The organism is Nostoc sp. UIC 10630 (assembly GCF_010747425.1).
Taxonomy (GTDB): domain Bacteria; phylum Cyanobacteriota; class Cyanobacteriia; order Cyanobacteriales; family Nostocaceae; genus Nostoc.
Map to the genome: position 1 here is coordinate 1 of NZ_JAAGOG010000158.1, position 19,740 is coordinate 19,740.

General features: G+C 41.6%; 17 protein-coding genes and 2 pseudogenes. 10 read left to right on the forward strand and 9 right to left on the reverse strand.

What is annotated here, in order from left to right; genetic code table 11:
- Nucleotides 1–119 precede the first annotated feature (119 nt).
- Both G1O98_RS27935 and G1O98_RS27940 read right to left on the reverse strand, forming a co-directional pair.
- Entirely contained in the window at nt 120–311 is a 192-nt protein-coding gene (locus tag G1O98_RS27935) for a hypothetical protein (RefSeq protein WP_163934909.1), read from the reverse strand.
- A gap of 78 nt (nt 312–389) precedes the next feature.
- Complete coding sequence (locus G1O98_RS27940; RefSeq protein ID WP_163934912.1) at nt 390–629, reverse strand: hypothetical protein; 240 nt, start codon at nt 627–629, stop codon at nt 390–392.
- Nucleotides 630–1,135: 506 nt separating this feature from the next.
- On the opposite strand from G1O98_RS27940, the gene G1O98_RS27945 reads away from it, so the two are divergent.
- The 3 genes from G1O98_RS27945 to G1O98_RS27955 all read left to right on the forward strand — a co-directional run bounded on the left by G1O98_RS27945 (nt 1,136) and on the right by G1O98_RS27955 (nt 6,893).
- Complete coding sequence (locus tag G1O98_RS27945; RefSeq protein ID WP_163934916.1) at nt 1,136–2,842, forward strand: efflux RND transporter periplasmic adaptor subunit; 1,707 nt, start codon at nt 1,136–1,138, stop codon at nt 2,840–2,842.
- Between the two features lie 207 nt (nt 2,843–3,049).
- Nucleotides 3,050–3,676, forward strand: coding sequence for a methyltransferase domain-containing protein (locus G1O98_RS27950; RefSeq protein ID WP_163934919.1), 627 nt, complete (start codon nt 3,050–3,052; stop codon nt 3,674–3,676).
- Nucleotides 3,677–3,737: 61 nt separating this feature from the next.
- A complete protein-coding gene (locus tag G1O98_RS27955; RefSeq protein ID WP_163934921.1) occupies nt 3,738–6,893 on the forward strand; it encodes an efflux RND transporter permease subunit in 3,156 nt (1,051 codons plus the stop codon).
- 14 nt (nt 6,894–6,907) lie between these two features.
- On the opposite strand, the gene G1O98_RS27960 is transcribed toward G1O98_RS27955, so the two are convergent.
- Nucleotides 6,908–7,057 (reverse strand): hypothetical protein, encoded by a 150-nt coding sequence (locus G1O98_RS27960; RefSeq protein WP_163934924.1) that lies wholly within the window; start codon nt 7,055–7,057, stop codon nt 6,908–6,910.
- A gap of 2 nt (nt 7,058–7,059) precedes the next feature.
- On the opposite strand from G1O98_RS27960, the gene G1O98_RS40235 reads away from it, so the two are divergent.
- Together G1O98_RS40235 and G1O98_RS27965 are read left to right on the forward strand one after the other, a co-directional pair.
- Nucleotides 7,060–7,275 (forward strand): hypothetical protein, encoded by a 216-nt coding sequence (locus G1O98_RS40235; RefSeq protein ID WP_243458558.1) that lies wholly within the window; start codon nt 7,060–7,062, stop codon nt 7,273–7,275.
- Between the two features lie 69 nt (nt 7,276–7,344).
- The gene (locus G1O98_RS27965; protein ID WP_163934927.1) at nt 7,345–7,722 is read left to right on the forward strand and encodes a MerC domain-containing protein; all 378 of its coding nucleotides are present in this window, start codon (nt 7,345–7,347) and stop codon (nt 7,720–7,722) included.
- A 395-nt stretch (nt 7,723–8,117) separates the two neighbouring features.
- Here G1O98_RS27965 and G1O98_RS27970 read toward each other — a convergent pair whose 3' ends face one another.
- Entirely contained in the window at nt 8,118–9,041 is a 924-nt protein-coding gene (locus tag G1O98_RS27970) for a cation diffusion facilitator family transporter (protein ID WP_163934930.1), read from the reverse strand.
- A gap of 3 nt (nt 9,042–9,044) precedes the next feature.
- Entirely contained in the window at nt 9,045–11,495 is a 2,451-nt protein-coding gene (locus G1O98_RS27975; RefSeq protein WP_163934933.1) for a heavy metal translocating P-type ATPase, read from the reverse strand.
- A gap of 132 nt (nt 11,496–11,627) precedes the next feature.
- Between G1O98_RS27975 and G1O98_RS27980 the strand changes: the two genes are divergently transcribed.
- From G1O98_RS27980 to G1O98_RS27990, 3 genes and pseudogenes are all read left to right on the forward strand, one after another.
- Entirely contained in the window at nt 11,628–12,032 is a 405-nt protein-coding gene (locus tag G1O98_RS27980) for a metalloregulator ArsR/SmtB family transcription factor (protein WP_163934937.1), read from the forward strand.
- 371 nt (nt 12,033–12,403) lie between these two features.
- Nucleotides 12,404–13,645: pseudogene (locus G1O98_RS27985) on the forward strand (Nramp family divalent metal transporter).
- A gap of 94 nt (nt 13,646–13,739) precedes the next feature.
- The gene (locus G1O98_RS27990) at nt 13,740–14,423 is read left to right on the forward strand and encodes a tetratricopeptide repeat protein (protein ID WP_163934939.1); all 684 of its coding nucleotides are present in this window, start codon (nt 13,740–13,742) and stop codon (nt 14,421–14,423) included.
- Between the two features lie 92 nt (nt 14,424–14,515).
- Here the strand turns inward: G1O98_RS27990 and G1O98_RS27995 are convergent, their stop codons facing one another.
- The 3 genes from G1O98_RS27995 to G1O98_RS28005 are packed head-to-tail and all read right to left on the reverse strand — an operon-like array spanning nt 14,516 to nt 16,720.
- Nucleotides 14,516–15,376, reverse strand: coding sequence for an RNA polymerase sigma-70 factor (locus G1O98_RS27995; RefSeq protein ID WP_163934942.1), 861 nt, complete (start codon nt 15,374–15,376; stop codon nt 14,516–14,518).
- 3 nt (nt 15,377–15,379) lie between these two features.
- The gene (locus tag G1O98_RS28000; RefSeq protein WP_163934945.1) at nt 15,380–16,003 is read right to left on the reverse strand and encodes an NAD(P)H-dependent oxidoreductase; all 624 of its coding nucleotides are present in this window, start codon (nt 16,001–16,003) and stop codon (nt 15,380–15,382) included.
- Nucleotides 16,004–16,039: 36 nt separating this feature from the next.
- On the reverse strand, nt 16,040–16,720 hold the full coding sequence (locus G1O98_RS28005; protein WP_163934948.1) for a hypothetical protein: 681 nt from the start codon (nt 16,718–16,720) through the stop codon (nt 16,040–16,042).
- Nucleotides 16,721–17,472: 752 nt separating this feature from the next.
- Here G1O98_RS28005 and G1O98_RS28010 point away from each other — a divergent pair.
- Both G1O98_RS28010 and G1O98_RS28015 read left to right on the forward strand, forming a co-directional pair.
- Nucleotides 17,473–18,024: pseudogene (locus G1O98_RS28010) on the forward strand (efflux RND transporter permease subunit); the annotation flags it as partial.
- A 41-nt stretch (nt 18,025–18,065) separates the two neighbouring features.
- Nucleotides 18,066–18,596 (forward strand): hypothetical protein, encoded by a 531-nt coding sequence (locus tag G1O98_RS28015; protein ID WP_163934951.1) that lies wholly within the window; start codon nt 18,066–18,068, stop codon nt 18,594–18,596.
- Nucleotides 18,597–18,678: 82 nt separating this feature from the next.
- Here the strand turns inward: G1O98_RS28015 and G1O98_RS28020 are convergent, their stop codons facing one another.
- Nucleotides 18,679–19,482, reverse strand: a complete 804-nt coding sequence (locus G1O98_RS28020) for a sulfite exporter TauE/SafE family protein (RefSeq protein ID WP_163934954.1) — start codon at nt 19,480–19,482, stop codon at nt 18,679–18,681.
- Nucleotides 19,483–19,740: the final 258 nt, after the last annotated feature.

The following is a 19,740-nucleotide window of genomic DNA, read 5'->3' on the forward strand; positions in this document are numbered from 1 at the left end:
CTATGTTTTTACGCAAATATCAAAGTTTTGCCTCAAAGCTTTGAACAGTCTGGCTTTGGAGTTTTCGGACAAGTCTAATGGAGACGCTAGCGCGAACGGCGATCGCATATACGCACTCATCACCGTTCATCCCGCAACCACTCTAACCCAGTTCTCAGTGCTGCCTCCGCCGTGTAATAAATCTTTTGTTCCCCAAATATGCCACCTGTGCGGCTGATGATACGGAATTCCCAGCATTGACCAGGAGTGTAAAAAACTATCAGGGTGCTACCTTTAATACAGATGACTTCATCAACCTTAATTTTGGACATTGCCTGGTGTAAGGATGCGGCATCTGCAATTGTCTTCGATTTTGCAATTAAGTGACACAAATCTCCGATATTTCTAATCTAAGGTTGAATTAGAGGCTGTTGAGATTGCTGAGTATTAGATTCAGCTATCCCTCTTCCGAGAAACTTTTTGCTGTACTTGTAAAGGCTGAAAACACCAAAATAGGTACTACAGGAATTTATAGGCACACGAAAATTTCCTAAAGCCAATATCAACTCTAGAATCAAATCATGATGATCACCTTGACCTGGGCTGGTGTTATTTAGATAATCTTCCGACCGGGATAGTGGTAATGCCACTTCACCAATTTAGTAACCATAAAAACCCAGAACCACACTTTCAAGCAGACTTAAAAGCACTACTGAGGATTCGGTTTTAGCTGTCAGGGTACTTTCCATGATACAAGTTTCTCTACATCAGTAACGGGCAGCGATCGCTACCAGTGGGACGCTTTTAAGAAACACTTGACGTAAAGCTTATATATCTAAAAGAAAATGCGACATTTATTCGACTGTCAAACCTGGCTTATGTTGGAGAGCAAATGCCAGTAGATAGTGTGCTATATGTCCATTACCAACAAATACAAATAACTTTTGCTTGAATGCTAATTGCTCGTCCTAATTTCATCTCAATTTCATATCTGTGTGAAAAACTATTAAGTTAAGTGGTTAAGTTGGCTTCGTGAACAAATTCAAAGAGTGAAACCGCTTGCTTGCCAAAAGCGGTTCTCGAAATCCCGCTTAAAAAGTCAACCAACGTCTAAGCACAAATCTAGACCATAGTAACTCAAGGACACAAAATAGCAATGGGAATCTCTAACAGTCTCCAACCACCTACAGTAATTCGTTGTGTTTCTGGCACACTCCTGAGCCTTTTATTACTGGCAACCCCCACATCTGTGTTAGCTGGTGCTGGACATGACCATAGCGGTGCAAGTTCATTTCAGGGTGGTGAAAGCGAAGCAAGTGGTTCTGTCGAAGTTGATGCCGAAACTTCCCAGAGGCTAGGAATTAAAGTCGAGCCAGTGAAACGGCAACGGCTGGCTTTGGGTATTAAAAGCACTGGACAGATTGAAACCTTACCTAGCCAAAAAGTGGAAGTGAATACCCCAATTACAGGGGCAAAAGTGGTTGAATTGTTGGTGGAACCCGGCGCTGTAGTCAAAAAGGGTCAACCCCTTGCCGTTGTCACTAGTCCTGACTTGATAGAGTTACGGGTTAGTTCCGAAGAAAAACGAGCGGAAGCTATAGCTTCTTTGCAGCAAGCGCAAGCCGATTCCAAATTAGCTCAACAAAATTATCAAAGGTATTTACAAATATCTAACGCCGACATTGCCCAAGCACAAAGCCAAGTAGCATTTGCTGAAGAAAAATATAATAAGGATTTACAATTAGCTAATGAAGGCGCTTTACCACGTCGCAACGCTCTTGAATCTCAAACACAATTAGCGGAAGCAAAAGCCAAACTTACCTCAGCTAACAGCAGACGAGATATCATTGAAAGCGAAGCCCAAATGAAACGTGCTGAATCTGCTGTTCAAGTAGCACAAGAGCGTTTACGTCTTAGTGATTCTGCTTATAATACTAGACTGCAACAAATAGGCAACCGTCCTAACGCCAAGGGATTGGTGACAGTGACTGCTCCCATCTCCGGTAAAGTTGCCGATCGCCAAGTTACCCTTGGTCAAACTTTTAATGATGCAGGTGGCACACTCATGACTATTGTCAATGATAGTCGGGTGTTTGCCACAGCCAATATTTATGAAAAAGATTTAGACAAAGTAAAAGTAGGTCAAAGAGTAAGTCTAAAAGTTGCTAGCTTACCAGACCGTACTTTTTCTGGAAAGATTACACAGATTGGTGCGGTAGTACAAGGGGAAACACGGGTTGTCCCAGTACAAGCTGAAGTAAATAACCCAAGCGGACAACTTAAACCTGGAATGTTTGCGGAATTAGAGGTACTAACAAACCAATCATCCGCAGCGATCTTGGCGGTTCCTAGCTCGGCTGTAGTCGATGCGAATGGGAAAAAAATGGTCTACGTCCAAAATGGAAATGCTTTCCAATCTGCGGAAGTGACCTTGGGTCAAACCTCTGGGGACATGGTTGAGGTGAAGACGGGTTTGTTTGAGGGAGATGCGATCGTCACCCAACGTGCGCCCCAACTTTACGCTCAATCATTGCGGGGTGATAGTAAACCAGAAGAAGAACACGAACACAATGAAGAAAGTGGTTCTCACGCAGAAGAAACTGAAGTTAAAACTAACAGTTTCCTACTACCTTTGTGGTTAACAGCAGGTGGAGGAGTAGCACTTGCGACAGTTGCTTTTATGGGAGGTGCTTTCTGGTCTAATCGTCGTACCCGTTTAGTACCAGTAAGTAATTTAGAGTACGACGGGTTCAATTATGAAACAGAGGTTTATCTCGACGACAACCACAAGCAACCAACCCTGTCTACTTCTGATAAAAATCTTGAGGAGCGCGATCATCCTCGACATTCAGATGGTGGTTAGTGATTAGCGAAGTTGCAGATAATACTTGAAGTTTGATTTTGTTAAATTTTCTAACATCAAGCCAACCTAGAGCAAGACTATTTAGATTGTGAACAGAACAGTTATAAATTTCATGATCGAGGCGCAGAGAGTATAAGAATGTAGTTTGTTCATATTCTATTTAAGAATACTGTAAATTTATAAAAACCATCAACTCCCTGTGTACCTATGAGTGAGACAGTAGTTCGCCAACAGTATGACCAAATGGCGCATTTCTATGACCAGAGGTGGAATACTTATATCACCAAGACACTTACTTTTCTCAAAACTTGGGCGCATATCTCACCACAAGCCACCATTCTTGATGTCGCCTGTGGAACAGGGGAATTTGAGCATTTACTACTCAATGACAATCCAACGCAACAGATTATTGGAGTAGATATTTCTGAAAATATGCTGCTTGTTGCTAAACAGAAATGTCGTAATTACCCTAATGTCTCCTTTTCTACTGCATCTGCATCGGCATTACCTTTTAGTAGTAGCAGTTTTGATGTAGTTGTATCTGCTAATTCGTTTCACTATTTTGATGACCCCGATGCTGCATTGGCGGAAATGAAAAGGGTTCTCAAGCCTGATGGTAAATTAGTAATTTTGGATTGGTGCAGAGATTATATTTTGTGTAAAATATGCGATATTTTATTGAAAGTATTTGATTCAGGACACAAGCAGTGTTACTCCCAAACTGAATTTCATCAACTGCTTACTTCCTCAAACTTTGAAATCTGTGGTGCAACTAAAGTTCGCTTTGGGTTGATTTGGGGCTTAATGCTAGCAACAGCCACACCTAATATTTAAATTTTCTCACCCGTTTATTACAAAGAAACAAACCCTTCGCCATTTCTTAACCAAGAACCAAATGATTAGTACAGTTGCTAGATGGGTAATCTCTCGACGCTGGCTAGTAGTAATTGCTGCGCTCATTTCCACATTAGTCATCATCTTTAATACCATTCCCAAAATGCCACTGGATGTTTTTCCAGCCTTTGCACCTCCCCAAGTCGAAATTGAGACAGCAGCCCCTGGACTAGCACCAGAAGAAATCGAATCTTTGGTGACATTACCAATTGAAAGTGCGATTAATGGAACTCCAGGCTTAACTACCGTTCGTTCCTCTTCTTCAGCTGGACTTTCTGTAGTCAGAGTTGTTTTTGGCTGGGGAACAGATATCTTTCAAGCCCGCCAGTTGATACAAGAACGACTGCAACAGTCCGTAAGCAAGCTACCAGAAGGAATTGAAACCCCACGAATTGCTCCCACTAGCTCTCCCATTGGTACTGTATTAAAGTACGCCTTGACTTTGGAAGGGGAAGGCAATAACCAATTTGCGACTAAAATTGACCTCATGGAAGTCCGCAGAATTGTTGATTGGCAAGTGACGAATCGCCTTTTAGCAGTTCCCGGTGTCAGTCAAGTACTTGTGTATGGCGGTGATGTGCGTCAGTATCAAGTGTTAGTAGACCTCAACAAACTACAAGCTTTTAATGTATCTTTACAACAGGTAAGTGAAGCTGTACAGGCGGCAAATGTCAATGCTCCTGGTGGCTTTTTGACTACTCCTGATAAACAAACTTTAATTCGGGGGATTGGGCGGATTGAATCCCTTGATGATCTTCAACAATCTGTCATTGTCGCCCGTCAAGGAACGCCTGTTCGCCTGGGAGATGTCGCCCAAGTGCAAATTGGTGGTGCTGTGAAAATCGGCGATGGTAGTTTAAATGGGAAAGATGCCGTTGTGGTGATGGTGAATAAACAACCGCTAGCTGATACTCCCACCGTCACCCGCGCTATTGAAGCCGCAATATCTGAGCTAAAAGCAGGTTTACCGAAAGAAATTAAAGTAAATCAAACCTTCCGCCAAGCAGATTATATCGATACTTCGGTGGAAAATGTCAGGTCAGCCTTGGTGGAAGGTAGTATCATCGCAGCAGTTATCCTTATCCCTTTTTTAATGAATTGGCGCACTCTTGGAGTTGTGCTGTTGAATTTTGCCCTGACTTTTATATTTTCATTGCAAGTATTATCTTTTTTGGGCTTGGGGCTGAATACAATGACTTTGGGAGGATTAGCGATCGCTATTGGTACAGCGATTGATGATGCCATTGTCTATGCAGAAAATGTTTTTCGTTTGTTGCGACAAAATAAATACTCTTCCAACCTGCGTCCAGTACTGGAAATTATTTTTGAAGGAGTACAGGAAGTCCAGGAATCTCTGATTGGGGCAACTTTAATTACTATTGTCGTCTTTTCTCCAATATTTGCCCTTGCTGGTGTAGAAGGTCGGATTTTTGGACCGATGGGTCTTAGTTATCTAGTAGTAGTTGTAGTTTCTAGCTTAGAAGCGCTGCTTGTAAGTCCGGCTTTATGTGCAATCTTATTACCTCACAATAAAATGTCAGCAAGGGAACCCTTTATACCAAGAGTTTGCAAAAGAATTTATTATCCTTTTCTCGATTTTGCTATCAGAAATTCGATAGTTGTTATTACTGTGGCTGCGGCGGGAATGATAGCAGCAATTATAATTTTCCCAGCTTTAGGACGGGCATTTTTACCTGAATTCCAAGAATCAACTTTGGTAAATACCTTAGCACTTTACCCAGGTACATCTTTAGAAGCTACCAATAGTGCTGCTTTTGCTTTGGAAGATAAACTCAAAGACGACCCTAGATTAAAGTATATTCAATTACGCGCCGGACGCGCTCCCAATGATGCAGATGCTGCACCTGTGAATTTGGCTCACCTTGATATTGGGTTGAGTGACAAAGGAATGAAAAATCGCGCAGCTACTGTAGAATGGTTGCGCGCAGAGTTTAACAAAATACCAGGGGCTGCATCTAATATTGGTGGATTTATTTCTCACCGGATTGATGAAATTTTGTCTGGGGTGAGGAGTCAAATCGCGGTCAAAATTTTTGGTTCCGACTTAGAAGAACTTCGCCAGCTTGGAAAGCGAGTTGAAGATGCAATGAAATCTATTTCGGGAATTGTAGATTTACAACTCGAACCACAGATTCCTATTGAACAAATTCAAATTAAGTTTGACCGTATTGCTGCATCTCGCTACGGTTTAACTATTGGACAATTATCTAATATCATTGAAACAGCGCTCAATGGAAGAGTAGTCTCTCAAGTTTTAGAGAAGCAACAAAGCTTTGATTTGGTTGTGTGGTTGCAACCCCAGTATCGCAACAATTTACAAACAATTGAAAATTTGTTAGTTGATACCCCTGATGGAAATAAAATTCCTTTAGCTAAAGTTGCTACGGTTGCCTATGGCACTGGCCCTAATACTATAAATCGAGAAAATGTTTCGCGTTTAATTGTGGTGTCTGCTAATGCTAAAGGCAGAGATTTGCGCTCTGTAGTGACAGATATTCAAAATAACGTTAAGGCACAAGTGCAACTTCCTTCAGGTTATTTTATCCAATATGGAGGTCAATTTGAAGCAGAAGAACGAGCATCACAAAATATTCTGGTTTTCAGTGCTATTTCCTTTGTTGTGATTACAGTACTAATGTATCTTTCTGTAAAATCAATTGCTTCAACAGCAATGATTATGATTAACTTGCCCATTGCATTAGTGGGTGGAGTAATTGCGGTAGCTTTTACTGGTGGAGTTGTTTCTGTAGCCTCATTGGTAGGATTTGTAACTTTGTTTGGTGTGGCTACTCGAAACGGATTATTATTAGTAGATAATTACACCACAAAATTTGCGTTAGGGATGTCTTTAAAAGAAGTATTAATTGCTGGGTCAATGGAGCGACTCAACGCTATTTTGATGACATCTTTAACTTCAGCTTTGGGTTTAGTTCCGTTGATAATTTCAGTGGGGCCAGGGAAAGAAATTTTGCAACCTCTTTCGATTGTAGTGTTAGGTGGGTTGTTTACTTCTACGGCATTAACTTTACTGGTTTTACCTGCCTTATATTCTAAGTTTGGTAGGTTTTTGTTACCTAAGCGAAGTGCGGCTGTTATGGAAAATGGGAAGGTAGCTGGGGTGGTGCTGGAGAACTAATTAGCATCACTAATTTAACCGCAGATGTGACAGCAATTTTGATAAATATAGCCAGTGAATTCAGTTTTTCGAGAACTTGTAACTGGTACTGGTGTCGATGCTGCTACACCACTAGCTACTATTACCTCATACTGCATCTGTAAATGTGCTTTTAATTTGTACATGAATGACCAAAAAACCAGTTCACTCTTTTAAGTCTTCTCGCCTTCTAGACGTTTTTGCAATTACAGCTTCAGGAATATTACTACTGAAATATTGGCTCACTGAGAAACTTGTTTTGCATTTTGTGATTACCCACTGTGCTATAGATACCACTTTGATGGGATTACCTGTTAAGTTAACTACCAGCCGGAAGTCCATCGCAGCATATAAATTCCCATAAATTTATTTGGGCAAGATTTTTGAAGCAGGAAGCGTTGTAATAAAGTGAGGACTTTGTAACTTGAACACTATGCAACCTCTATTAGACAAATTGGCGATCGCCCTCTCTGGACTCTGTGTTATCCACTGCCTATTAACGCCTGTAGTCCTTGTTCTCTTTCCGATGCTGATGGCAGCTTCAAACGTCAACGAAAGTTTGCATTGGCTTTTACTGACGATCATTTTGCCAACGAGTTTATTGGCACTGTTCCTTGGTCATCTCCGTTACAAAGACAAACTGACACTTACGCTTGGATTAGCCGGATTAAGCCAGCTAGTTGTCACTTCTCTCTTGGGATTTAACCTTTTAGGCGAAATGAGTGAAGAATTGATGACCATGATTGGGAGTGCAGCCTTGATTTTTGGACACATTCGTAATCGTCAAGCATGTTGTAAAGATGCTTGTTGAAAATCAACCTTGCAATTGAGGTTTAGGTTTTGATGCAGGTTTCTATCTTGATGGAGCAAGAGGACTCCCGTTAAGTCTGCGACTGTAACGGGAGATGAATTGCGACCAATATAAAACTGAGCGCAGCCAATCATTGTCTTGGTTGTTCTTGTTTCTCAACATAATTTATGTAATTTAAAGATAAAAATCTGGTTCTTCAGTACGTAGTATGCTGGATTTTTAATTAAAGTCCTTTACTTGCCTTGAAAATCAAGCCTTACAGCGAGTTATAGCTTCAATTTCAAAAATCTTGGCTCAAATGCTAATACTAACGGCTGTTATTATTGCCCAACAGGAGTTTGAAGCTTATTTACAGACGTATTTAGCATAAGAAGTAATGAAGAGCCAAAAATCTTTTAAACAACGTTTTCTTGAGCAAGAGGACATGGGTAACTCGGATCGCCAGTTTCTATCTGAAGCGTGGTGTGTTCAATTCCAAAATTATCTTGAAGCTCTCGATTTACCTGGACTAAAAAAGCATCGCTGGGATGTCCTGTGGGTATTACCAAGTGAGCTGTAAGAGCTGTCTTTGTGGTACTCATAGCCCAAATATGAAGATCATGGACACCAGCTACATCGCGGAGTTCAGCTAGATAAGTGCGAACGGCAAGCGGTTCAATACTTGCTGGTACAGCATCTAATGCCAGGTCTAGAGAGCTTTTCAACAGTTGCCAGGTTCCAACTACCACTACAACAACGATAATTAAACTCACAACTGGATCAAACCACAACCAGCCAGTGAAAACAATAGCAATGCCAGCTAATACAACCCCCAACGAAACTCCGGCATCAGCCGCCATGTGCAGAAACGCTCCTCGAATATTTAAGTCATTTTGACGACCGGACATAAACATCAAGGCAGTAACTGTGTTAATGATAATTCCTACTACAGCAACACCGATGACTGTACCTCCCGATACTGAGCTAGGTTCGCTAAAGCGACGAACTGCTTCCCAAGCGATCGCACCCATCGCTAGAAGAAGAACAAGTGCGTTGAGCAGAGCCGCCAAAATTGAGGAACGACGCAATCCGTAGGTATGCCGTCGGGTTGGTGGTCGTAAGGTGAGGGCACTTGCTCCCCAAGCTAGTAGCAATCCTAATACATCACTCAAATTGTGACCAGCATCGGCAACCAAAGCAAGCGAGTTTACTCGGTAGCCATAAACTGCTTCAACAATCACAAATCCAATATTCAGGGCAGTACCAATTGCGAAAGCGCGGTTGGTACTGCCCTGTCCGTGTTCGTGTCCCTGATGCTTATGGCTGTGGTCGTGTACCATTGCTTAATCCTTAACCGTCTTGGTTTTAAATAGCCGCATTCCATTTGCAGTAACTAATAAGGAAGTCCCTGTATCTGCTAAGACAGCTACAGCTAACCCAACAAATCCAAAGGTTCCCAACAGCAGAAACAAACCTTTTGTGACTAAAGAAAAGACAACATTCTGTTGAATTACCGATACAGTACGACGGCTTAGTTCTACTGCATAAGCAAGTCGTCTGAGGTCGCTTCCCACGATCACGACATCTGCTGTCTCCAGAGCAATATCTATTCCACCAACCGCAAAACTGATATCAGCAGCAGCAAGCGCAGGGGCATCGTTAATACCATCCCCAACCATACCTACTACTCCTTTTTGACGCAGGAGTTGAATTTCTTCAAGTTTATCTTCGGGTAGCAGTTCTGCTCGGTACTCTGTAATTCCAACTTGCTGGGCAATTTGCTTGGCAACAGCAGTGCGATCGCCTGTCAACATTACCAACCGCTTTAATCCAACCCGCCTCAATTGTCGCAGGGCTTCTGTAGCTTCCAAGCGGATGCCATCGGAAAGTGCGATCGCTCCCAATAACCCTTGATTTGTCCCTATCAGCACCGGAATTTGACCGAGTTGTTCAATTTCAGCTAACAAAGATTCCGCTTCACCAGATAAGCGAATACCTTGGTCTAAAAACAACCGTTGATTGCCTACGAAATACACCAGTTCACCAAAGTTTGCCTGAATCCCTTTCCCAGGTAATGCCGTGAAGTTTACAGGTGTTTCTAACTCCATGCCTTGTTCATGAGCTTTGGTTACGATTGCCTTGGAGAGCGGATGTTCTGACTGTTGCTCAAGTGAAGCTGCAATCTGTAACACCATATTTGCACTTACCTTCCCAAGGTCATAAACCTTCTGTACAACGGGTAGTCCTTGCGTAATTGTACCAGTCTTATCAAAAGCAAGGGTGGTAACGCGTCCAGCCGTTTCCAGTGCATTACCCCCTTTGAACAAAACGCCCTGACGGGTTGCTGCACCAATGGCACTGACAATTGAAACAGGAGTAGAAATTACTAAGGCACAGGGACAGGCTATTACCAACATTACCAGCGCCCGATAGAACCAGACGTTAAAAGGTTGAGCAAAAGCCAAGGGCGGAATCAGGGCAATGGCGATCGAAATCAAAATTACAATTGGGGTGTAGACAAGAGCAAACCGATCCACCCACTGCTGAGAAGGAGCGCGACTTCCTTGAGCTGATTCTACTAAATGAATAATTTTAGAAACAGTTGTATCACTAACAGTGTGAGTGACTTTAACTTCTAAAAAGCCTGATTGATTCAATGTTCCAGCAAAGACAGTATCGCCTTTTTCTTTATCTTCTGGAATTGACTCTCCTGTAATTGGCGATTGGTCAATGGCACTGCTGCCAGAAATAACTATGCCATCCAACGCCACGCGCCCTCCGGGTCGAAGCGTCAAAATTTCACCAACTTGAATGCTTTCAACCGGAACTGTAACTTCTTTATTCCCCCGCTTGACAGTAGCAGTAGGTGGAGTTAAATCCATGAGAGCGCTGATAGCATTGCGCGTGCGACCAAAGGTGAAAACTTGCAGTGTTGTACCCAAAGAAAACAAAAACAGGACTAGCGTTGCCTCAAACCAGTCCCCTAAAATTACTGCCCCAATAACTGATATGGTCATCAGCAGATTCATATCGGCACGGCGCAAGCACAACTCAAACAAACCTGCCCGTGCAATAGGATAACCTGCAATTACTATGCCAATTCCATAAAAAGCCCTTGCTATCCAGATCGGTAATGCCAAATGTTGAGTCAGCAAACCCAGGACTAACCCCAATCCCGCTAAAATTACGCTCTGTCCCCGGCGGTTGTTAATCCAGAATTTCCAGCTTGCTGGGTCGCGTTTTTGAGTTGGTTTCGAGACTGAATTACCGTGGTTAGGACTGTGGGTATGTTGATAAGAGCTTACCTCACCAATCTGTTCAAACGTATAACCCAGAGTCCGAACTCGATCTGAAATTGTCTGTTCATTTACCTGTTGCGGATCGTAAGATACCTGCATTCTTTCAGTCGCAAAGCTAACCGATACCTCTAAAACTCCGGCGATTTGCTGCAAGCCAACCTCAACAGTTTTGGCACAGTTGCCACAATCCATCCCACCGACTTTTGCCTGCAACTTTTGACTAACATCCGCTTCAACGTGGTCGTGATTATGAGACTTTAGTTCACCACTCTGCTCAACTGTATAACCCAAGCCAGTTATACGATTTATAATTTCAGCTTCTCTCAGGATCTCCGGGTTATATAAAACTTTGGCTTTTGCAGTTGCAAAGCTCACTGATGCTTCCATCACACCGGGTAGCTGTTGCAAGCTGGCTTCAATCGTCTTAGCACAGCTTCCGCAGTCCATACCATCAACTTGCAAAAACTGGGTTTTGAGGTCAGGGGTTTGAGTCATAGCAGCTTTACATAAAAAACTACAAAGTTAACTGCCAATATCTTACTACAACAATTGAATAACTATTCAACTGTACAATGGTTCTCATTTTAGATATTATGAAATTGATAACCATTACTTACGCGTAAAAGCATGAACAAGGGCAAGGCAAAGCAAGACTTCGACAACCGACAAAATCCTGATGTGCCAAGCTGTGACACTCATTTGGTGCATTTAGATAATGTGCGTTCAACTCAAACGCAAATCTTAGCAACTTCTAAAGCACAGCAAATAGCAGAAATTTTTGCAATCTTAGCAGATCCAAATCGCCTACGCCTCATCTCAGCTTTGGCTTTCCAAGAGTTGTGTGTTTGCGATTTAGCTGCATTAACAAAAATGACCGAATCAGCTGTTTGTCATCAGCTACGATTATTTAAAGCGATGCGTTTGGTCAACTATCGTCGAGAAGGTAAGAATGTCTATTACAGTTTGGCTGATAGTCACATCATTAACCTATACCGTTCTGTAGAGACACACTTAGATGAATCAAATCTTTAGTTGCTGATTGGTCATTTTTTTACCTCCCATAATTAATTTAGGTAATTCATCAATCAAAAAGCATTATGTAACTTGATTGCAAAAAAATTCTTTACGAACTTCAAATCTTATTAGATTTTTGTTCTATTAAAAGTATAAAAAAATACAACAATTATTGGTGTGAGACAAGATTTCACAAGGAAAAATCTTGAGAAGATTAATATTCATGCTGGATATTCCCAAATAATGAGAAGAATATGAAAAGATAAATTATGAAAATAATATGAAAATATTAAACGGCAAAGTAAATGACTCCCCCAGAAAACAGACCTAGCTTACCAGAGGTTCACCGCAGTATAAAAGTCCCTAACAGCAACAGCTTTTGGCGCAAGATGCTGGCTTATGGAGGGCCAGGGTATTTGGTTTCAGTCGGATACATAGATCCTGGAAACTGGGCAACAGATATCGCTGGGGGGTCAAAGTTTGGTTATACTCTGTTAACAGTGATCCTGCTGTCGAACCTGATGGCAATATTGCTGCAATCTTTGTGTGTACGTTTGGGAGTTGCTACGGGGCGAGATTTGGCGCAGGCTTGTCGGGATTATTTTGGACGAAGGGTAAGCTTTTGTTTATGGATACTATGTGAGATTGCGATCGCCGCTTGTGACTTGGCAGAATTACTGGGAAGTGCGTAGTTCACCGCCGTAGGCATCGCCCTGCAACTTTTATTCGGTATTCCCTTGCTATGGGGTGTGTGCATCACTGCGCTGGATGTCTTGATATTGCTATTCCTACAAAGTAAAGGCTTTCGCTATACAGAAGCCTTGGTAATAATGCTGGTAACAACCGTAGGCATCTGTTTCACAGCAGAAATTCTGTTCTCTCGACCTGATATGGGGGGGATAATGTTTGGATATCTGCCCAAGAAAGAAATTTTACAAAACCCAGAAATGCTCTACATTGCTATTGGCATTTTAGGGGCAACAGTGATGCCTCATAACTTATATTTACACTCATCTATTGTGCAAACCCGTGATTGGCAACCTACTACTGAAAAAAGATGGGAAGCAATTAAGTTTGGCACAATTGATTCAACTTTTGCTCTATCTTTGGCACTGTTTATCAACTCAGCAATTTTAATTGTGTCTGCCGCAACATTTCATTTTTCTGGTAATCAGAATGTGGCAGAAATTCAAGATGCTTACAAATTACTTTCACCATTATTAGGTGTTAGTGCCGCTAGTGCTATTTTTGGCATTGCCTTACTTGCTTCTGGGCAAAGTTCAACACTAACTGCAACTCTGGCTGGGCAGATTGTGATGGAAGGATTTTTACAATTTCGCCTTCCATCCTGGTTACGGCGTTTAATTACCCGTCTGCTTGCTATTATTCCAGCGTTGATTACAATTATTATCTTTGGGGAAAATAGCACAAGCCGCCTTATAGTTCTTAGTCAAGTTATCCTTAGCTTGCAGTTACCGTTTGCAGTGATTCCATTGGTGATGTTTACAAGTAACCGTCACTTAATGGGAGAGTTTGTAAATCCCCTGTGGCTAAAATCTTTAGCTTGGTTAGTTGCTATTATTATCGTCGGGCTAAATATTTGGTTACTATTACAAAGTATTTTGGGTTGACTGGGTTTCAAGCTTTAAACCGCTTAGGATGGATCTAGTCAAGAAGAATCTCGTGTATCTGTCTTGATAAATATATCAAGGAGAAAGTTAAGCTATGAACTATATTCACTCTTCTGTTGCCATTCTGGGAATAACGAGTAGCGTACTGAGTGGAATACCTGTTGCTGTTTATGCTGCACAGAAAGCACCAACGCACATCCAACAGATGAATTATCAGGAATACTATAGCCAGGGTGTGCAAAAGCTTGAGCAAGGCAACTTCAACGCTGCAATAGAAGATTTTAGTCGGGTAGTACAGTTAAATCCTACATACTATGAGGGTTTCTGCCTAAGAGGTTTGGCAAAATCTCAATTAGGAGATTTTAAAGCAGCCGTCATCGACTTTGATCAAGCACTGCGATTAAATCCCAATCATACAGATGCTTACAACAGTCGGGGGACTGCTCATGCGGAGCTAGGAAGCATTCAAGCTGCGATTACTGACTTTAACCAGGTAATAAAAATTGATCCGAAGTCTGTAGATGCTTACTACAATAGGGGCTTTTTGAATTATAGACAGGGAAACCACAAGCTGGCGATCGCTGACTTTAACCAAGCCCTACAAATCAACCCCAATTTAGCTGATGCTTACGGCAACCGAGGACTTGCTGAATATGCTTTAGGCGATCGCAAAAATGCCATTAATGATTTAGAGCAAGCTGCAAGTCTATTTCAGCAGCAAGGAGATAGCCAGAGGTATCAGCAAACACAAGTCCTAATTCAGCAAGTTCAGCGTTAGTAATTCATTCAGGGTAAATAGAAGCGTTAAGAAACCCGGTTTTCTTGTGAATCAGGTTCATAAATAAAAAAACAAAAGTCACCCTTTTATTTTTATAATTTAACTGCTCCTAGCTTCTCTGGATTAACGACTGCAAAAATTGCTCGAATTTTATCACCTGCAAACTCAAAACTAAAAGTACTATGGGGCTTTTTATCCACAGTATTGATAACTCCAGGCTGACCATTGACTGCTACAACCTCTGAAACTAGTGTAGGTGTTAATCGGCTACGTCGAATCGCCACTAAAAAACGAGCTACTTTTATACACCCATACAATGGTTTCTGTGCTGCTACAACTTTACCTCCTCCATCTGACCAGAATGTTACATCTTCTGCCATGAGTGCAATGAGTCCCTGTACGTCGCCGTGATTCCAATAGTCGAGAAATTGCTCAACCAAGATGTCTTTATCATGGCAATTTAGGGCGATCGTCGGTCTGCGTAGCACAAGATGCTGACGGGCGCGACAAACAATCTGGCGGCAATTTGGGATACTTTTGCCTACAGTCTTAGCGATCGCCTCGTAGTCATAATCAAAAACTTCGCGTAATAGGAAAACGGCTCTTTCTTCTGGAGATAGGCATTCCAGTAGCATGAGAAATGCGAACGAAAGGGATTCTGCTAATTCAGCACAGTCTTTAACATCCGTTAGTTCTGTTGTCAGTGGCTCTGGCAACCATGTTCCTATGTATTGTTCTCGCTTCATACGGGCAGATCGAAGATGGTCGATACACAAACGAGTCACTGTACTAGATAGAAACGCTTTGGGAGACTGCACTACACTTTCAGTACTTTGCCAGCGAATCCAGGCTTCCTGCACGATATCTTCTGCCTCAGTCACCCTTGCAAGCATTCGATAGGCGATCGCAAACAGGAGGGATCGATACTGATTGAACAAGTCTAATCGGTTCATAAGTTACCAAGTTGCTGCTATCGTCATCAGCTTTACTCGTGCCTGCTCAATACTCTGTTGCCGAATTTCATCAGGCATAAACTGATTTGGAACAGCAATAATTGTGATGTCTTCAATGCCAATAAAGCCCAAAATTGATCGCAAATAGGTTTCACAAAAATTCATACTTCCCATTGGCGTATTGGGCGCAAAATTTCCGGCACTCGGAGTAATCACCAATGCCTTTTTGTTGATCGCAAGTCCTTCAAAAGTAAAACTGGTTGGATCAAACGTAAAGGTGCGATTAACTCGAACGATATTATCCACATACACTTTAAAGGTTGATGGAACGCTAAAGTTATACATGGGCACACCGAGTAACAAGCGATCTGCCCACAGCAACTCCTCAATCAGTTGCTCGGAGTCAGCAAGTACCGTTTTCATATCTGGTGTTCGACTGTCTGGAGGAATATAGTTTGCAACTGTCCACAGTTCTGTAGGATGAGCAGGGGGATTCATACCGACATCTCGCTGTTTATAGCGTCCATCAGCATGGAAGTTCTGCCATGTTTGAATAAATTCGTGACTGAGTGTGCGAGAAATTGATTGTTCTAACCGTACACTGGATTGAACTTCAAGTAGCTTCATAAGGTTGTCTCATAAACTTCTGATCGGTTCAACAATTTAGCGTTTAGGTTGTTGGTAAAGTTGTTCAAGCTGTGTCGCATTAAGTTCACAATCGATCGCATCTATTAAACTCTCTTGACTTGCTGCTATCAATTGAATCCCTTGTTGACAAACTTTGGTCAGAAATATGATTAAATCACTCAATCGGCTAAATTGAGGCTGTGTTGATAAAAATGATTCAGTCACTCCCATCGGCGGCAGTTTTGTCCCGTCGGCACAATAAATGACGGGTTTCTCTGGGTCTAAGCGCATCATGCAGTAGATCGTATCCTTGCCATTAGTCAAGATAGAAAAAGGCAGTAAATCGATTAAGCATCTGCCAAGTTTTAGATGGTGATGTCCTGCTAAGGCGTAATCCAATGGCAAGAATTTGGCAACAATAAGGCGATTTTCCAGTTTTAGATGCATTTCGTTCTCTCGACCGGATAACTCCCCATGCCATTTTCCTTTGAGCCTGAGTAATTTCTGTGCCAAATTTAACTTTCCTGGCTTGCCAGATAGCCCATTATGCCATTGATACAGGTCGGAAGCATCTTGGGGAAACTTCCATGAGAATGAAGCGATTTGTGCCTCAATTTCAGCACGGGTTAATCCAGTCTGTAGACGGCTGGCAATTTTAGGTGCAGTTTGGATTAGCACAGTATGAAAACGATCAAGTATTGCGAGTAGTTCAGTCATGGCGATCGCCCACAGTTAAAGTTATAAATTGGCTTACATAATTAAAGACGAGAGAGGCATTTGGTTTGTGACAAGCCGATACTCCGAGTTTTTCCACCTCTATCAAATTCCCCAACCTTTGCGTCCATATAAATCCTTAGTTTTGTTGGGTCATCATCATTTGCTGATTAATACGATTAACCTCTTTAAACCAATTTGTAATTACATTTTGCAACGGTGATTTCAGTTAAGCATCAAAACGTTTTACCTGTAGAGGTAGGGAACTTAAACCCCTAAAATTGGTTCAATTTTGTTCAACAGTTAAGTTTGTTTGATTGCTAGATAATCACCGTTGCTTTACCCCGGTGAAAATATCAAGACAGGAAGTTTTGAAAGAAGTTCCTAGACGATAACATTTGCGGCTCATATCTAAGGCAGAGTATGGTACGCGTAATCGAAGTGGGTAAAACAAGGGGAGATGTAGGGGTATTAAACCCTTGATTTTACGATAAACTACTTGATTTCAACTATTACGGTAACAATTGGAATCAGGTAAAATCCAAAGCTGACGTTTGCCATCCTGCTGTTGATGGTTTGTAACAATGCTCAAAAATTCATCCCACGCTTTCCGAAAGGACAGACATGGGGCAACTTGAAGTTTAAGCTAAAAATTTCATCTCAATTTCATCTTCATTTGGGAGAGTAGGTAAAGTACTTGATCTTTAAACTTACTTATCTGCACAGCAAGCAGACATTCCTTAAAACGTTTAAAAATGCTTGATTATATTGTTAAATGGTCGATCGCTCAACGCTGGCTAATAGTTATTGCTTCCATCCTCATATCTGTTTGGGGCTTTCTCGTCCTTACGCAAATGCCACTGGATGTATTTCCTAACTTTGCCCCCCCGCAAGTGGAAATTATGACCGAAGCCCCAGGACTTGCAGCAGAGGAGGTTGAATCCCTAGTCACCCGACCAATAGAAAGTGCCATCAACGGTACCCCAGGACTGGAAGCATTGCGTTCTTCCTCAGCTGTAGGTCTTTCTGCTGTGAGAGCTACTTTTAGCTTGAACACAGAAATTTATCGCGCTCGTCAATTGGTGACAGAAAGGTTGCAACAAGCACGCAGTCAACTACCACAAGGTGTAGAAGATCCAGAGGTTCTTCCCGTCAGTTCGCCTTTAGGATGGACTGTCAAATACGCCTTTACCTCTGAAACCACTTCAATAATGGAGGTATGGCGGATTGTCAACTGGCAAGTGAAGAACCGCCTGCTGGCTGTCCCTGGTGTAAGTAATATCGTCATATTTGGTGGGGATGAGCGTCATTAGTTTTTAATTCACAAAACATCAAGGAGTTTAAATTCATGAAATTTCTGAAGACCAGTTTAGTAATTGTTAGCAGTTTAGGATTAATTTTTTTGGGTGCTTGTAGTGGTGGGAATCAAGCTACTAACTCAGAAAGTGCTAGCAAGACAGCAACTACAGAAACAGCTGCCCAAACTGAACCCGTTGCTAAAACTGGGGAAGCGCATAATGAAAACGAAGGTCATGCTCATGATGAAAAAGATGGTCACTCCAATAGTGGAGAGCATAAGGGTCAAGTTATAGAGTCGGGCAAATATCATTTAGAGTTCAAACCAGATATAAAACAAGATTCTACTCATTTAAATATAAGCTTACACGGCGAGCAGGACAAAGCAATTACTGATGCCAAGCTCACGGCTCAAGTTCAGCTACCAGATGGCAGTAACAAAACCCTACAAGTTCCTTATAATACCGAGGAAAAGCAATACACAGCAAAACTACCTGCAACTGCAACGGGAGAGTATAAAATTGTTATTCAAACGGATGTGAAAGGTAAAAAATTTAATGGCCGCTTTACGTTTAAACGATAATTCGAGCAAATAAAGATAGCTATTGTTCACCAACACAACTAGGGCTAAAGCTAGAGAAGTTGTCACCTTATGCCAAGTCCCTTTAAATTAAAGATGTTAATTCACTAATAGTACTAGTTGACTGATTAGGCTGTAGAGATTTACGTAGTGTTACAATTGTAAGAATACTCACAACTGTAAGATAAATACGTTGTAGCCAGATAGTACTCAAGCTGAGGGTGATACGTCCGCCAATGATTCCACCTACAAACATTGTAAGACCAAGAATCATGCCCAACTTGTAATCAATAATGCCTTGTATCATGAATATGAAAGTGGCAACCAACGAGGAAAATATATTAATAAGCTTAGTCGTAGCTATTGCTTGAACAAATGTCATGCGAAATAACATCACGTAGGCTGCCGTGAGTAAAGTGACATAACCGCCACTGAAAAAGCCACCATAAATACCAAGAATGAAGGTGACTACATAGCCTACAATTTCTGCTATCCGTGAAGGTATTGCCTCTGCTGGGACTACTCCGGCTTTCCTGTTCGTAATTGATAGCATCGTAACTACAATCATCGAGATAGAGATAATAAGTGGCATTGACCTTGACGGCACAACCAAAACAAGTAATGCTCCGACAATTGATGCAACCAGGGTTAGAACTATCAATAGTGGTAAGCGACGGCGGTCAATTACTCCTTTCCCAATAAAAGGTAATGTACCACCAACACTCATCAAAGTTAATGCCAGCATATTAGTAGCCAGAGCGGTGCGCGGTTCAATCCCAAACTGAAGCATTACAGGTACAGTAATTAAGGAAGTGCTACCCGTGATAACGCTGATGACGCTTGCTATTAAAAAAACTGTAATCAGGATAAGCAATTGGGTAGTTATCAAGACATTACTCCTTAAAACTATAGTTTGTCGGTCAAGATACTGGAGTTAGTAATAAAAGTAAATTAGCATAAAAAGTCTCGCTAGTAGCAATAACTAGGTGGGCGAGGAAAAACCAAAATATGTAACAATAAGTAAATACGGGGAAAATATTAAAGCAAGTATAAAATATGGAAGCGCGTCTAAGAGTATTTCATTTAAGTTATACTTCCTAAGTAAAAATGATAATTAGTCCTGAAAACTGCGAATAATAATGTATAT

Excerpts from the sequence above, each read along its gene's own strand:
- G1O98_RS27935 (WP_163934909.1), bottom strand. The coding sequence starts at position 311 with ATGTCCAAAATTAAGGTTGATGAAGTCATCTGTATTAAAGGTAGCACC.
- G1O98_RS27945 (WP_163934916.1), top strand. The coding sequence starts at position 1,136 with ATGGGAATCTCTAACAGTCTCCAACCACCTACAGTAATTCGTTGTGTT.
- G1O98_RS27950 (WP_163934919.1), top strand. The coding sequence starts at position 3,050 with ATGAGTGAGACAGTAGTTCGCCAACAGTATGACCAAATGGCGCATTTC.
- G1O98_RS27955 (WP_163934921.1), top strand. The coding sequence starts at position 3,738 with ATGATTAGTACAGTTGCTAGATGGGTAATCTCTCGACGCTGGCTAGTA.
- G1O98_RS27960 (WP_163934924.1), bottom strand. The coding sequence starts at position 7,057 with ATGTACAAATTAAAAGCACATTTACAGATGCAGTATGAGGTAATAGTA.
- G1O98_RS40235 (WP_243458558.1), top strand. The coding sequence starts at position 7,060 with ATGACCAAAAAACCAGTTCACTCTTTTAAGTCTTCTCGCCTTCTAGAC.
- G1O98_RS27965 (WP_163934927.1), top strand. The coding sequence starts at position 7,345 with ATGCAACCTCTATTAGACAAATTGGCGATCGCCCTCTCTGGACTCTGT.
- G1O98_RS27970 (WP_163934930.1), bottom strand. The coding sequence starts at position 9,041 with ATGGTACACGACCACAGCCATAAGCATCAGGGACACGAACACGGACAG.
- G1O98_RS27975 (WP_163934933.1), bottom strand. The coding sequence starts at position 11,495 with ATGACTCAAACCCCTGACCTCAAAACCCAGTTTTTGCAAGTTGATGGT.
- G1O98_RS27980 (WP_163934937.1), top strand. The coding sequence starts at position 11,628 with ATGAACAAGGGCAAGGCAAAGCAAGACTTCGACAACCGACAAAATCCT.
- G1O98_RS27990 (WP_163934939.1), top strand. The coding sequence starts at position 13,740 with ATGAACTATATTCACTCTTCTGTTGCCATTCTGGGAATAACGAGTAGC.
- G1O98_RS27995 (WP_163934942.1), bottom strand. The coding sequence starts at position 15,376 with ATGAACCGATTAGACTTGTTCAATCAGTATCGATCCCTCCTGTTTGCG.
- G1O98_RS28000 (WP_163934945.1), bottom strand. The coding sequence starts at position 16,003 with ATGAAGCTACTTGAAGTTCAATCCAGTGTACGGTTAGAACAATCAATT.
- G1O98_RS28005 (WP_163934948.1), bottom strand. The coding sequence starts at position 16,720 with ATGACTGAACTACTCGCAATACTTGATCGTTTTCATACTGTGCTAATC.
- G1O98_RS28015 (WP_163934951.1), top strand. The coding sequence starts at position 18,066 with ATGAAATTTCTGAAGACCAGTTTAGTAATTGTTAGCAGTTTAGGATTA.